14 protein-coding genes are annotated in these 14,314 nt (G+C 28.8%); all 14 read right to left on the reverse strand.

Going from position 1 to position 14,314, the window contains the following annotated elements:
• Nucleotides 1-23 precede the first annotated feature (23 nt).
• The 14 genes from B0M43_RS01700 to B0M43_RS01765 all read right to left on the reverse strand — a co-directional run bounded on the left by B0M43_RS01700 (nt 24) and on the right by B0M43_RS01765 (nt 14,309).
• On the reverse strand, nt 24-1,160 hold the full coding sequence (locus B0M43_RS01700) for a DegT/DnrJ/EryC1/StrS aminotransferase family protein (RefSeq protein ID WP_078005964.1): 1,137 nt from the start codon (nt 1,158-1,160) through the stop codon (nt 24-26).
• Nucleotides 1,153-1,578 (reverse strand): WxcM-like domain-containing protein, encoded by a 426-nt coding sequence (locus tag B0M43_RS01705; protein WP_078005965.1) that lies wholly within the window; start codon nt 1,576-1,578, stop codon nt 1,153-1,155. The genes B0M43_RS01700 and B0M43_RS01705 overlap by 8 nt, the downstream gene beginning before the upstream one ends.
• A complete protein-coding gene (locus tag B0M43_RS01710) occupies nt 1,575-2,540 on the reverse strand; it encodes a glycosyltransferase family 4 protein (protein WP_078005966.1) in 966 nt (321 codons plus the stop codon). Before B0M43_RS01710 ends, B0M43_RS01705 begins: the two co-directional genes overlap by 4 nt.
• Nucleotides 2,540-3,439: an NAD-dependent epimerase/dehydratase family protein gene (locus B0M43_RS01715; RefSeq protein ID WP_078005967.1), complete on the reverse strand. Its 900-nt coding sequence runs from the start codon at nt 3,437-3,439 to the stop codon at nt 2,540-2,542. The genes B0M43_RS01710 and B0M43_RS01715 overlap by 1 nt, the downstream gene beginning before the upstream one ends.
• A 5-nt stretch (nt 3,440-3,444) precedes the next feature.
• Entirely contained in the window at nt 3,445-4,608 is a 1,164-nt protein-coding gene (locus B0M43_RS01720) for a glycosyltransferase family 4 protein (protein WP_168199919.1), read from the reverse strand.
• An 88-nt stretch (nt 4,609-4,696) separates the two neighbouring features.
• Nucleotides 4,697-5,467 (reverse strand): glycosyltransferase family A protein, encoded by a 771-nt coding sequence (locus B0M43_RS01725; protein ID WP_078005969.1) that lies wholly within the window; start codon nt 5,465-5,467, stop codon nt 4,697-4,699.
• A 34-nt stretch (nt 5,468-5,501) separates the two neighbouring features.
• Complete coding sequence (locus B0M43_RS01730; protein ID WP_078005970.1) at nt 5,502-6,626, reverse strand: glycosyltransferase family 4 protein; 1,125 nt, start codon at nt 6,624-6,626, stop codon at nt 5,502-5,504.
• Between the two features lie 17 nt (nt 6,627-6,643).
• Nucleotides 6,644-7,663 (reverse strand): EpsG family protein, encoded by a 1,020-nt coding sequence (locus B0M43_RS01735; RefSeq protein WP_078005971.1) that lies wholly within the window; start codon nt 7,661-7,663, stop codon nt 6,644-6,646.
• Nucleotides 7,664-7,778: 115 nt separating this feature from the next.
• A complete protein-coding gene (locus tag B0M43_RS01740) occupies nt 7,779-8,771 on the reverse strand; it encodes a glycosyltransferase (protein WP_078005972.1) in 993 nt (330 codons plus the stop codon).
• A complete protein-coding gene (locus B0M43_RS01745) occupies nt 8,768-9,859 on the reverse strand; it encodes a glycoside hydrolase family 99-like domain-containing protein (RefSeq protein ID WP_078005973.1) in 1,092 nt (363 codons plus the stop codon). Before B0M43_RS01745 ends, B0M43_RS01740 begins: the two co-directional genes overlap by 4 nt.
• A 7-nt stretch (nt 9,860-9,866) precedes the next feature.
• Nucleotides 9,867-11,291, reverse strand: a complete 1,425-nt coding sequence (locus B0M43_RS01750; RefSeq protein WP_078005974.1) for an oligosaccharide flippase family protein — start codon at nt 11,289-11,291, stop codon at nt 9,867-9,869.
• A gap of 4 nt (nt 11,292-11,295) precedes the next feature.
• Nucleotides 11,296-12,582 (reverse strand): hypothetical protein, encoded by a 1,287-nt coding sequence (locus B0M43_RS01755; RefSeq protein ID WP_078005975.1) that lies wholly within the window; start codon nt 12,580-12,582, stop codon nt 11,296-11,298.
• A 42-nt stretch (nt 12,583-12,624) separates the two neighbouring features.
• Complete coding sequence (locus B0M43_RS01760; protein WP_078005976.1) at nt 12,625-13,266, reverse strand: transferase; 642 nt, start codon at nt 13,264-13,266, stop codon at nt 12,625-12,627.
• A gap of 17 nt (nt 13,267-13,283) precedes the next feature.
• On the reverse strand, nt 13,284-14,309 hold the full coding sequence (locus B0M43_RS01765) for a hypothetical protein (protein WP_078005977.1): 1,026 nt from the start codon (nt 14,307-14,309) through the stop codon (nt 13,284-13,286).
• Nucleotides 14,310-14,314 lie beyond the last annotated feature (5 nt).

Consider the following 14,314-nt stretch of genomic DNA (forward strand, 5'->3'; position numbering starts at 1 on the left):
TTAAATTATGCAAGTTTTTTTATTTACGATGCAAAAAAAGTATTAATAACTTCTTTTATTCTATTTTTATCTTCATTTGTTAAATTTGATCCTGATGGCAGGCACAATCCTTTTTCAAATAATTCTGCCGCTAAAGCAGCACCATAATATGGGTGTTTTTCAAAAATTGGTTGCAGATGCATTGGCTTCCAAAGAGGGCGGCTTTCGATATTTTCTGCTTCAAGAGCCAATCTTAAATTCTCTTTATTTTTATTTCCTTCTTGTATAACCAAAATTGTATTCAGCCAATAATTTGAAAAATAATCTTCATTTAAGACTTCAAAAAGTTCAACATTTTTATTTTCTAAAAAAAGTTCCCTATAAAAAAGATGATTATTTCTTCTTGCTTCGACATTATCCTCTAAAATCATAATTTGTCCTAGGCCAACTCCTGCGCAGATATTACTCATTCGATAATTATAACCTATTTCACTATGCTGATAATGGACTGCTTCATCTTTTGATTGTGTAGCATAAAAGACTGCTTTTTGTTGTATTTCATTTGAATTTGAAATAAGAGCACCGCCACCAGACGTCGTGATAATTTTATTTCCGTTAAATGAAAGAATCCCGAAATCTCCAAAAGTTCCACACTTTTTTCCTTTATACGAACTTCCTAAAGCTTCTGCACTGTCTTCGATAATAGGTATTTGATATCGATTTGCAATAGCATGAATTTCATTTATTTTATAAGGTGTGCCATACAAATGTACAGCTATTATGGCCTTTGGCTTTTTGCCTTTTTTAATTCGATCTTTGATAGCTGCTTCGAGATAATCGGGACATATATTCCATGTTTCGGCTTCGCTATCAACAAAAATTGGTACCGCGCCTTGGTATAAAACAGGATTTACAGATGCCGAAAATGTCATTGTTTGGCAAATGACCTCATCTCCAGCTTGAACCCCTAGTAAAATTAGTGCCAAATGTATTGCTGATGTACCAGAATTTAAAGCCGTAATAAAAAAGTCGTCTTCAAGATAATCTTTAAGTCTTAACTCAAACTCGGCAACATTTGGCCCTCCTGAAGTTAACCAATTAGTTTCTAACGCTTTTGAAACAAATTCTTTTTCAAAACCACTTTGCTGGGTTAAGGAAAGATAAATTCTGGAGTTATTCATTTATAAGCCAATAATCAGAAGGAAACCTTGCATCATCTTCTTTGACATCAGTTAAAGGTAAAGTAGAAAATGATATTAATTTTGAATTACTTTCAAGAGATTGTATTGCATTTGCATAGCCTGCAGGAATGTGGACTATCTTACTTTCTAATTCTGAAACAACAATAGTTTGTATATCCAACATTTTAGAGGGGCTTTCCCAATCATCAATTTTTACAAAATGAATTTTGAAAGAACCACTTACACAGTAAAAATTTTTTGCATCTAACTTATGCCCTTGCCAGGCGCGAATTGGATTTTCTTCGGAATTGCTGATAATATAAAATCTTTCAATCTCCTTAAAACTAAAATCATTTACATAGGAAATACTACCACGATGATCTACGAAATTACCTCCCTCAATTATACTCGCAATCATATATTCAGTTTTAACTTTTTCTTGTTTAGTAAATAAAATTTCAATGTATATATCAAAAGAAGAGGAATTACGACAATTAAAAACAACAACGCATCCTCCGTTTTTTGATATAGAAAAATAACTAAAGCCGAAATGGCAATTTGAACTAAAGCATAATACAATGATACTAACCTATGTTGTAATTGGCATTCATTACTTAAAATCTGATATAAGTGCAGACGATGCGCTTCGAATATATTTTGTCTTAAATACAATCTATGAACAATAGTACAAACTGCATCGACACCATAAACAGCTAAAAACAGAAGCCAAATTAAAGAGTTTGTGACCAAAATTAATTTGAGAACTAAGTAAATTATCCAAAATGCGATTGCAATACTACCTACATCACCTGCAAAACATTTTGCTCTTTTTCTATAGTTAAAAAATAAGAAAACAACACTTGCAATCATTCCGTATTTTATCAAATCTCCATCAATAAATAATTGGAGTTTAGTATTAACGCATAATAACGCTCCCAGAACAGCTAAAGTATAAAGTCCGGTTATGCCATTAATTCCGTCCATAAAATTATAAGCATTTATTAGGCCGATAGCCAAAACATAACTGATCACAACTCCCCAAATCGGCATCAATGTAAAAACTCCTAAATCAAAAAAAATTAAAGTTATAGCCAGAAAGTGAATTGAAATTCGGATTTTATTTGATAAATTTTGAATATCATCCCAAAAACTCACAAGACTTACCAAGGTTATTCCAGTAAAGAAAAGATAATTGCTTTGGCTATTTTGTATGAAATAAAGTAACGCCGAAAACCAAAAAATAATTCCGCCTCCACGTAAAGTTATTTCAGTATGTGAACTACGCAGATTTGGTTTGTCTATAATATTATATCGATCTGCTACTTTAAAGTAAAGAAGCATCAATATCATTAAAATTAGTCCTAAAATTGTGTATTGCATTATTTAATAAAGCTTTTTATTGTTTTTTCTAAACCTTCGCGTGTTGAATTTGGTAACTTTTCCACTCCTATAGCCATTTTTATTTTCTGATTTGAAACTCTATAATTTTCAGTCATTTTTTGAATTGTTTCAGAATTTAGTGGAAATTTAACTAAATCCCCAAGTTTTGCAATTCCGTTTATTAAGAGCTTTGGAATCGCGATATTTAAGTTTTTTTTATTTAAAACTTCTGCTATTATCTCAACTAATTCATTTGTTGACAACACACTATCATCTGAAAAATTATATATACCAGAATTAATGTTTTTATTGTGAAGAATTTCCTTAATTATGTAATTAAGATTATCGATTCCTAAAAAAGACCTTTCATTATAAAAAGCTCCTAAAGGATATGGAATTCTTTTTTTAACTACATTATAAAGAAGATTCAAGTTACCTTTATTTCCTGGTCCATGTATCATACAAGGTCTGATAATAAAAACCCTTTTCCCTACTGGAATCTCCTTTGATAAAATATATTCCTCAGCTTTTAGTTTTGATTGTCCGTAAGGCGTTTTAGGATTTGGAATTACATCTTCATATAATACATCTTTTACATCATCTGCAACAGCTTTAACGCTGCTGAAATAAAAAAAGTCATTAATTTTGCTTTCTAAAAAAGCATCAAATAACTCCTTGGTTAAATTTGTATTGATTTTAAAATACTCTGATGAATCACTTGTATTTTTTGTATCATGTGCTTTTCCCGCCAAATGTATTACAGCATCTCCAAAAAAATTACTTTTCCAATTTGATTCTCTAAGTGAAACCGAATTTGCAACGAATGAATTTACATTTAAATAGCCTAAAAGATTTTGACCGACAAAACCAGAAGCACCTGTTATTATTACTTTAATCATCAATTTTAAATTTTCAACTCGGCAGAAATCAAATCCCAGACCTTTGTTTCTTCAAAATTACCATTTACAAAAATTCTACCTTGTCTTCCATGTTCTAAAGCTATTTCTTCATTTTCCATGTAATATATAATTTTTTTCGCTATATCATTTACGTCATAAGTTATATAAATTCCTGTTTTGTTATCAATTATCGCTTCTGTACACCCTGTTGCTTTTGTTATCAAAACTGGCAGTTCCATAGAAGAAGCTTCTAGAGCTACTGTCGGAAAACCTTCCCGATAAGTTGGCAAAACAAAAATATTCATTAATGAAAAAAAAGGAGATGCATCTATTACAAAATCTATGAATATAATTGATGGATTTTCCGCTATTACTTTTTTTGAATAACTCGAAATTGAATCTCTCTCTTCTATCGGGCCTACTAATAAAAGTTGTGAGTCTGGAAATTTTGAATTCACTATTTCCCAAGCAAGAATTAATTCATCAATTCCTTTATCTTTTACTAACCTACCAATATAACCAACAACATTGTCTTTTCGAATATTATATTTCGATCTTAATTCGTCTAATTGATTTTTGTTTTTGTAATCCGGATTAAATTTGGTAGAGGTATTTATACCGTTGCATGTCCCCATACCTAAAACAATATTTTTTGAAGCTTTATTTAGTCTGTCTCTTTCGCTAATCTGTTTAACTGAATTACTAACACAAACTACTTTTTTAGCAAAAAATCCTGTTAGTCGGTCAATGTTTTTCATTAAAAATCTTTTAAAACCAGTACTGGTTTCATAAATAATTCCATGACGAAAATAAATTCTTTCTTCTGTTCTTGCTAAAAATGCCGCTGTCATTGCTACCAAACCTCCTTTAGGAGTGTGACCAATTACTGTACTTATGTTGTTTTTTTTTATATACTTGTAAATACTGATAATCGCTTTTAAATCTTTTAACGGATTAATTGATCTTGTAATTTCTACTTCGAAAGGAATAAATTTAAGAGTATTCGATAATTCATGTAATTCTTTTGAACTTGAGCACGCTAAATGATAATTTTTACCATTTTTACTTCTCAAATAATTAAACTGATTTCCAAAAAAATGATTTATTACAAATGAAACAGTTACTACATGCAGTATTTCATTATTTATTTTGTTTTTATTAGGTTTCATGTTTTTATTAGTGGAAACAAGTTTGGGTAGTCTTTTCATACTTTAAAATAATTATTAAGAAACTGCCTCAATTTAATTAGTGCTTTATTTATAACGATCTACAAATACGTATGATAAATTTTAAAAAAGAATAATTACAATAAAAAATTAATTCAAAAACATTAATTCTTCGAGATTTAAAAAGGAAAATAAAGTTTGACATTTCCCCTTTTTGCATTTTCCATAGATGAGAAGATAATCCTGAATCACCAAATTCTCTTTTTTTTAATTGATTATTAGCTAAAATAGAATTAACATAAATGCATTTATGATCATATGCTATAGTAAGCCATAATCTATAATCTTCTGAATATTTTTGTTTAATATTGAAATTATATTTTGAAAACACTTCAGTTTTCACTAGCACAGTTGGCGTAGAAAAATAGTTTTTGAACATTAATTTATTAAAAGAAATAGTTTCGAATTCTATTTCTTCTTTAAACTTCCTCTTTTCAAACCCAGCACCACATAAATATATTTCAGGATCTTTTTCAAAATAACTTAACTGAAGTGCTAATTTATTTTGCTTCCATTCATCATCAGAGTCCAAAAATGCAATATAATCACCTTTTGCAAATTTAACCCCGTTATTTCGTGCTGAAGAAGGACCTTGATTAATTTGGTTATAAAGATTTATTCGTTCGTTATTTGAATGATTTAAAGATTTCAAAAAAGATTGAATTAAATAAAAAGTATCATCAGTAGAACCATCATCTATTATAACAATTTCCCAATTTTCATAAGTTTGCCTTAAAACTGATTTTATTGCGTTAATAGTTAATTTTCCAGAATTGTAGGCGGGTATTACTACTGAAATCATTTAATAATTAATTTAATTTATTGGAAAGCACATTTTACTTCCTCATTAATTGAAATAAATTGTTACAATATATTTCCCAAGTACAGTCTTTCTCCACTCTTAATCTTGCTTTCAATCCCTCTGAACTAATTATTGATTGTTCCCCATTAAGAAGATTATCAAATAAAGCGTATAATTCTTTTTCATTATCCTGCTCTATTAACCATCCGCCACTACCCTCCTTAACGGCATCCGATATGCCTCCAGTTTTCGTGCCAATTACTGGTATTCCACAGGACTGCGCTTCCAAAAAAACTAATCCAAACCCTTCTACATTTACGCTTGAAGGATTCTCTCTTGTACACAATATGAACAAATCATTTTGATTATAAAAACAAGGCAAATCAGCGTCCTTCACAAATCCATGAAATTTGACAATTTTCTGAATTCCTAAATCATTTACTAGATTAATCAACTCTTTAAGATATTCTCCAGTTCCTCCAATATTCCATTCTATCTTATCCGGGTATTTCTGATTTATTTTCAATAAAACATTAGCAATAAAATCGTGTCCTTTAAATTGTTCTATTCTAGAAACAGTACAAATTTTTAATTTTTCAGAGTTCGATAGTTTGTTCTTATCAGGCTTAAAAAATTCATGATTAACAGCTAAAGGTAATGTTACAACGTTTGAATCCTTAGATACCTTTGTTATTAGTCCCTTAGTATATTCGCTATTAGCTATAATTAATCTTGATTTTCTCAAAACAAAATTAGCATAATATTTTATCCAAATTCTTTTTCTAAAATTTGAACTTCCGCTTAAAAATTCTGTACCATGACCTAGTACAAATACATTTTTAAAGCCCGCCATTATAGCCAATAAACCCTCAGGATGCCAGGTTCCACAAAGAATATCATAATTATTCTTATTTTTTAATTTACTTAAATATTTAACGGCTTTAATTTCACAAAAAAGACGGTTTTTGGGAAGTTCAATTATATAAACATCTTTTAAGTTGTAAGGGAAATTTTCGCCATCTTTTTTTCTTGTCAAAACAGTTACAGTATTATAATAACTTTTCATTCCAACAGCTATTTCTTGGCATAGTCTTGCAATTCCACCATTTGAAGGTGGAAAATCATAAGAGAATATTATAAGATTCTTATCTGAAAACATAAATAGTTGGAAGATATTTAATTCGTAAAATTTCTAGTAAACGATTCATTAATAAATAATCCTTTATAAGGGAAAAATAATTGTGGATATTCCGAAATAGATTGGTGAAATATAAAATAAGCATAACAGAAAAACAAAACTAACAAATAAGCTCTTTCTTTTTTAGAAGGAAACAGTAATAACTGGCTCGCCATTAGGAAACATTCCATCGTATTAAAGTAAAAACTGCCTCGTCCAACAAGTATTACAAATGAATTTGAAAACATAAAATAGATAATAAGACCAAAGGTAAATCCATTAAATAATACTCTGTAAGTTGGAAATTTTTTTACAATTTTATCGTAATTTATAAAAAATATGAAAAAAAACAGAAGACGTCGAAGAAGTCCAACAAGACTTAAAGTTGTTTCGGACATTTTATTTTCACTGTACATTTCTGCCTTATCTGCTACTGCGCCTCCCAGGTAACCACTCAAAGTATCAAATAACATATTTGGCAAGCTAGATTTTCCAATTATAATAGCCAGAACTAATGCTAAAACAACATAGTATTTTTTAAAGTCTTTATTTAAGAAAAAATATACTAAAAATAAAAGTGCCGAAGTATGAAAGAAAAAAGCAATAAGTACACATAAAAAGAACTTAATCATCTTCTTCTCTAACAAAAATTTTAAGGAATAAAGACAAATTGCTATTGCAATAAGCTGCTTGTTAGATCCAACAATCCCCATTGTCGATGCAAAGAGGATTAATAAAGAAACAAAAGGTAGAGGGCTTAAAACTTTATTAGCCTTGAATATAAAATGATAATATACGAGTGCATGAATTACTAAAAAAATACTATAATTATCAGTAAAAGACCTAACTGTAAAGGCAAAAAGGCCATAACCTATCTCATAACCCACTAAAACATTGAATAGTACTATCTGGTACGAGGTCGATTCTAAAAAATGCCTAAAATAATCAGCCCAGTCAGTTCCTGTTTCCCAACGTGTCCCAATTAGAAATACAACCCAAATAAATAAAAAGAAATACATTTTCCTTTTTACATTTATTGCAACATTTGTTCGAACTTCTATAAATGAGAAGACAATAAAAAAAAGAAAAGTTATTAAATATACTACCACTAATTATTAATTATTTGTATTTCAATTATAAACAATTTAAAATAGTGCTTATTCTATTTTCATAGGTATGCTCCTTAAGAAAATGTGTATGTTGATCTAAAGCGAGTTGATGTCTCTCTTTTTGGTTTTCTAAATAATAGTGAATTAATTCTACCGCTTCATTAATATTTTTATAGGTAAATTTTTCGACAGGAATTACAGAATACTCCGAAATAGCCGGTTTATAATCACAAATTTGGAAAGCGCCAATACCAGCAATTTCAAAAAATTTTGCATTTACAGAATTTATTTCGGCATAATGAAAATTATTAAAAACAATTTTAGAGCCAAATAATATTTCTGATTTACGACTACCAGTTATATATTCATTCCTGAAATTTGAAACAATTTCAGGTCTAGGAAATTTTTTATCTGGCGTTCCAAATAAAGTCATATTAATTCCACTCTGCACCAGATGACTTACCATTTTTGCTCGGTAAGGATACATAGTACCGAAAGTTACTACATCTATGTTTGTTCCATTTTCTATTTCTTTTCTATCTCCCGAAGGCATTACATGCACGCGGGGATTAAATGATTCTGGTAAATAAAATGTATTTAAACCCATTTTATTTTTCATAAAATCGACGATAAAGCTATCTTTTGTAAAATACGCGTCATATTTTGAAGCAAAAATTTGTTGCTGCTCAAAATTTGTTATCGCATCTGGATTAATGTGAACAACTGGAACATTTGGAAGGTTTTTTTTTAAGATATCAATACAAACAGGGTGTATAAATCTATAAGTACAAATAATCAGCTCTGGTGCTTGCTCAATAATTTTATATGCAATTTTTTTAAAAATGGATTCATTATAGTTTTTCAATAATTTAAACCCCCAATAATTAACTCTAAATGGAACATTAACTATATCCTTAATATCTATGTGAAAAACTTCATTTTTTAAAAATTTCAAAGAATCATTTAAGTGAAACTCTAAACTATCAAAATCTTTGCTTCCTAATAATGCTACTTTCATTTTTTATTGTCTAATTCTTCTTTTAAAACTTCTAAATATTTTAAACCATACTTCAAATCAGGTTCCATGTAATTTCCTTCAGCCCATTCATTCCATGATTTTATAAAAATAATTTTATGCTCATCATCTTTGTTTTCTACAGTTTTAATTGCATCTTTTAAATGCGTTCTAAAATACTCAGGGGTAGAATTTGTAATCACTAAACCTTCTCTGCCACTTCGTGCAGTATGATCCCATCCTGGAATGACACTCGGATAAACATGATCCAGAGAATCAATATGAGGTTCGATAAAATATTTACTCATTACTTTATACGAAAAAGCATTAGGAACTCCTCTAAAAAATTTGTTTAGTCTTTTTATCACTTTTTGAAAAAAGGTACGATGATTAATTAAATAATTATTTATTCGTACAGTATTAACTGCATCTACGCCAGTTTCCATAATTGAATTTACATCAGCATTGGAATTATTTATATGCCCTACAAAGTAGATTCCTTTTAGCCCATTTTCAATTGCAAGCTGTCTCCAAGTTTGTATAAATATTTTTATTTCTTCACTATCCAATGGTTTATAAATCATAAAAAGAGGCTTGCCCTCAACAGTAATATATCTTTTATCTTTAAGGGCGTCTAACACTTCATAAAAATGAGCCTTATAATCTTCTACTCCAGGGTAAAATTGTTCAATTAAGATATTTCTATTCGAAAGACCATGTGCAAAACCTTTCCATGTGTCATTTGCCCATGCTAAACAGAAAGGAAAATCTGGTTCGCCAAATTTTACCACTTCATTAAAAGGTCTTTCTATTAATCTTTTTCCGTTTCCAAACCAATAGTGCCAATAACAAAATCCTTCCACTCCATACTCTCTTGCCATATCGGCTTGAGCCTTTCTTGATTCTGCTACTCTCAAATCATAATATCCTAAATCTGCAGGTACTCTCGGTTGATAATGCCCTTTAAACAGAGCTTTTGCTTTACCAACATTTGTCCATTCTGTAAATCCTTTTCCCCACCATTTATCGTTTTCCGGGATCGGATGGTATTGCGGCAAATACAATGCAATAACACGTGCATTTTTTTTCATAAAATAATTATTTTTTAATAAATCCTTTTAGTATTTCAAAAGGATTTACTGACAAGATTTTAGATAAGATTAAGAGGGTTACAATCAATACAATTATTTTTAAAATAATGGATAGAATTATATTGTCCAAATTTATCATGTATACAAATAAAAAGGTCATTAGACAAACCACTAAAAAGCTTACAACTGGTGTATTTCTTTGTATATCTAATTTAGCATACCATATTAAAATTAAGCATTCAATAGCTAATACCAAACTCGAAACTAAGGCGGCAGCAACTAAACCAAATACTGGTAATAAACTAATATTTAAAACAACACTTATTACAGCACCAAAAATGCTAATCCCCGAATTTATTTTTGTTTTTCCTTTTGCCGTAACAACAGTACCATATAGCATTTTTACCGACGAACAATAAACTCCTATAATAATCATTGGAACATAAAAGTAAGCTCCATGAAATTTTACTCCAGAAAATATTTGAAAAAATTCTTTTGAAAAAAGAGATAACCCCAAGCTACCAAATAATAATACGTAAACAAAATTATTTCTTATTCTTTCAAATACACGCGAAAAGTTTTCGCTTCCCCAGCTTTTAAAAATAAAAGGTTCAAATGCTTTATAAGCGCCATAAGAGAATATATTAAGAATTAAAGCCAATGTAGATGCTGTACCATATATACCTAAGTCATTTAAATTTAAATATTTATCAATCAATATTCTATCTGAAATGGTAGTTATATAGTAAGCCAATGATCCGGGTACCAATGGTAAAGAAAATATTAATATCTCTTTGATCTGCTTCCAGTTAAAATTCCAAATAATGTGTTTTTGAGTAATTATTAGGAAAACAACAGCGTAAATTATACTTAACACTAATAAAGAATATAAAACTCCTAATGCAGAATAATTAAAATATACTACTAATACTAAAGTTAGAGCTAATGTAATAACACCCCTGGAAATGTTTACCATTGTTAAAAAAAGAGGTTTTTCTAACAATCTATATAATGCAGAAGGAAGAATTGAAAAAATATTAAAAAAGTTCGTTAAAACCCCTAATATTATATAGGGATAAAAAGAGATTTTACTATCTAGTAATTTAAAAAAGTAACCTCCAAATAAAAATAGCAGCGCAACGATGATCAGATTATATGCTATAATAAAAGTAGAAAGATTTCCTAACAGTTTCTTTTGTGCAGCTTCATCTTCACATCTATAAAAATGCACTAAATAGTACGTATTTGTGCAAAGAAAAGACACAACCATTAAAAAAGTTGAAAGTGCATTTACATAATTTAAGATTCCATAATCTGTAGGAGTCAGATAATGAGTTAATACTGGAAATGCGATAAAACTTAATAATCTTGGTATAATATCACCAAGAGCATATATGGTAGTATTTCTAATTAATTTTTTACTTTCAGCCATAATGTTATTTAATCAACTCTTTTAATATGGCAGGATCAAAATCTTGAATGTAATCGTGAAGTAAACTATAGTCGGTTTTTACGTTATTTCTAAGCATATTTTCCAGGTCATCTTCTTCACGAGCGATCATAAGTTTTTTTTCTGTGCCATCAAAAGGAGGAACTAATTCAAAACCCGACATATTACAATTATTATTGTCAACTGGGTCAAAAACTAAATAATTGACTCCTTGAATTAAAGAATCTAAAACAACAGTCGACGATGCTCCGATAACTAATGATGATCTTGAAAGCGATGTGTTTAAATCTTCTTCATCAATAATATAAAACTCTTGATCCAAAAATGCATGAACCCACTTTTTGTTAAGAGAAGGGTGTACTCTGTATCTAACTCTTTTTACTCCCATTTTCTTTAAAACCGATTGCACTTTGTATAAATATAATACAACCATACTTTTATCACTGATTACAGTTTTATCATATTCATGCTGATGCCATAATGCAGAAGAAAGAGGAACAACTAAAATATCGGAAAGACTAGACTTAAGTTCTTTTTGTTTTTCTAAAGTTGTAAATTTTGGGTTACCTACAACTTTAATTTTAGATGATTCAAATCCAGCAGCTATGTAATTGTTCTTAATTTTTTCACTCCACACCATCAAATAATCAGATCTATTATCAACATCTTTTGTATAAATCCCTGGTAGACCATGTGTAAAAACAAACGAAGGTTTTTCTAACTTTTTAAAAACATCAATAAAGTATTTACTGTAAAAATATTGATCCGTATATAATAATAATGCTCTAAAATCTTTGGTACTATATTGATCAAGAAAATGATTCTGAAAATTCTCTAATTCAAGATGCAAACCAAGATCAAGGTAATTAAAAAAATCATCTTTCTTTATAAGTTTTTGAATTTTACTATGCCAATTGTAAGTTGTTAGATCGCCATAAATATTCTTTTTACCTATAGGATGCCAAATTGGAGAAAATGAAGTGAACTCTAAGTTAGACAAGACGTTTCTATCTGAAAAACTAACTGTTGATAATATATTTATTTTTTTTATTTGATTTTTTTCTGAATTTTTTAAAATAGCAGTAGAATATTGTAGAAATCTTATAAGTTTTTCTTTAAAATATATTTTTCTGTTTCTATGATAATTCTCTGCAATGTGTCTTTCAGAATTATAAATATGCCAATCTAATTCTGATTTAAAGAAATCAATATATTTTGAGGATAATTCATTACCGGAATTATCTCTTAAATACTTTATAAGATATTTGTCCATTTTAAATTTTATAGAAACAGAATATTAATTTTAACAAGATGTTTAATTTTCATGGGAAACTATTGGTTTTATAACCAAATTAGGACTTGAGCCAAACACCATACAATTATCAGGAATATTAGTATCTTTAATATAAGTATTAGCTGAAATTATTACATTGTTACCAATTTTCGAATTACCCAATACCTTTGTATTTGATAACATTTTTACATTTTTACCAAATGTTGGAAATATTCCTTTATTATTTCCAACTGTACAGCCCTGAGTAAATAAAAAATTGTCACCAAAAGTTCCTCTACCAATTACTGATCCAAGAGGGTGATCTAAATGGAAAATATCTGGAAGATTTACTTCATAGAAAAGATCACATGAATTTAACATTCTATTTAAATAATATACTTTATCGCATACTAATCTATTTTCATTATTCTTTTGAAAAATCGAGTTACTTAAAAAGTATAGAAAGATACACCATTGGCCAGAATGAAATGGGTTAAAGTAAGCTTGATTATTTTTACTGTAGTACTTATTAGAAGTATTGATAAAACAATGTTCTAATCTTTTCTTCACATTCTCTAATGAAAATCTAATTATATCCTCTTCATTCTCTGTTAGTTTGAAAATTTTAAGCTGATTAAAAAGCAAATTTAAAACATACTCATCACTAAAATCACATAATAGCATTCTTTTCAATTTTAATTTTATTTATATTCATCAAGATTTATCTTAGCTATATAAATAGATGATCCATTTTTTGTTTCATGCGAAGAATATAAACTCATCCAAAGAACATTATCTTTTATTACCATTCCTGGATATCCACAATCACAACAACCAAAACGATAGATAATTTTGTATTCGTTGGTTTCCAAATTATAAATCCCTATTAATACTTTTTGAAATGCTCCAGTAAAAAGTACATACTTATTATTCAAAAACACAAAGTTAGGACCCGTAAAATTTGTAAAAGGCAATTCTGCAAATGTTGTAAATTCATTTTTTTCAACATTGTATTTTTGAAATAATGCTGATGCATAGTTTCTTCTCACTAACGCATACAAATCTCCATTCGTATTTGTATTTATCGTTGCTTCTGTTGGTAATGCAACATTACTATAAACAAAATCATCGCTTTTAAACGAAAGACCATCATCACTTTTATAGAGTCTATAAATATCCGACGCATTGTATCCAAAAGAGTATGCTTTACCATTTAACCATGTTATTTTCCATGGCCAAGCTTCATTCCCTTTTATTTTTGAAGTTGTTTTCACTTTATTATCAAGTGTAACATTTTCGATTTTATTCCATTTGTCAGAATAATTCACTCGATAATCACTGAATTTAGAAATAGCTTTGCCTTCATAACTAGAGCCATGAAAGTAGAGCATCAATTTATCTTTGTTTAATGAAAATTTTGGATCACGTAAATCAATTCCATCAATAGCAATTTCTTTGATTAGTTCCCATTTTTTTCCATCTGTGCTATTTAATAATTTGATAACACCATCACGTCCAAAAATATGCTTATCGGATTCTCTATATACTAGGAAAAACTGTTTATTAAAATAGACTAAATCTGTAAAAGCGTTACTTAAGCCATCAGAGTAAGTAATTCTTTGTGTTATTTTATCACTTTTATCATTTTTATCATTTTCATCCTGTGCAGTACATGATGAACAAAAAACTATTACAAGCAGTAATAGATTAAGTAACTTTATCTTCATAAAAC

Origin of the sequence: Flavobacterium sp. KBS0721, from assembly GCF_002007065.3 — a bacterium.
Lineage (GTDB): Bacteria > Bacteroidota > Bacteroidia > Flavobacteriales > Flavobacteriaceae > Flavobacterium > Flavobacterium piscis.

Coding starts and splice junctions, on each gene's coding strand:
- B0M43_RS01750 (WP_078005974.1), bottom strand. CDS start 11,291: ATGGCTGAAAGTAAAAAATTAATTAGAAATACTACCATATATGCTCTT.
- B0M43_RS01765 (WP_078005977.1), bottom strand. CDS start 14,309: ATGAAGATAAAGTTACTTAATCTATTACTGCTTGTAATAGTTTTTTGT.
- B0M43_RS01720 (WP_168199919.1), bottom strand. CDS start 4,608: ATGAAACCTAATAAAAACAAAATAAATAATGAAATACTGCATGTAGTA.
- B0M43_RS01725 (WP_078005969.1), bottom strand. CDS start 5,467: ATGATTTCAGTAGTAATACCCGCCTACAATTCTGGAAAATTAACTATT.
- B0M43_RS01735 (WP_078005971.1), bottom strand. CDS start 7,663: ATGTATTTCTTTTTATTTATTTGGGTTGTATTTCTAATTGGGACACGT.
- B0M43_RS01755 (WP_078005975.1), bottom strand. CDS start 12,582: ATGGACAAATATCTTATAAAGTATTTAAGAGATAATTCCGGTAATGAA.
- B0M43_RS01710 (WP_078005966.1), bottom strand. CDS start 2,540: ATGCAATACACAATTTTAGGACTAATTTTAATGATATTGATGCTTCTT.
- B0M43_RS01715 (WP_078005967.1), bottom strand. CDS start 3,439: ATGATTAAAGTAATAATAACAGGTGCTTCTGGTTTTGTCGGTCAAAAT.
- B0M43_RS01705 (WP_078005965.1), bottom strand. CDS start 1,578: ATGATTGCGAGTATAATTGAGGGAGGTAATTTCGTAGATCATCGTGGT.
- B0M43_RS01730 (WP_078005970.1), bottom strand. CDS start 6,626: ATGTTTTCAGATAAGAATCTTATAATATTCTCTTATGATTTTCCACCT.
- B0M43_RS01760 (WP_078005976.1), bottom strand. CDS start 13,266: ATGCTATTATGTGATTTTAGTGATGAGTATGTTTTAAATTTGCTTTTT.
- B0M43_RS01745 (WP_078005973.1), bottom strand. CDS start 9,859: ATGAAAAAAAATGCACGTGTTATTGCATTGTATTTGCCGCAATACCAT.
- B0M43_RS01740 (WP_078005972.1), bottom strand. CDS start 8,771: ATGAAAGTAGCATTATTAGGAAGCAAAGATTTTGATAGTTTAGAGTTT.
- B0M43_RS01700 (WP_078005964.1), bottom strand. CDS start 1,160: ATGAATAACTCCAGAATTTATCTTTCCTTAACCCAGCAAAGTGGTTTT.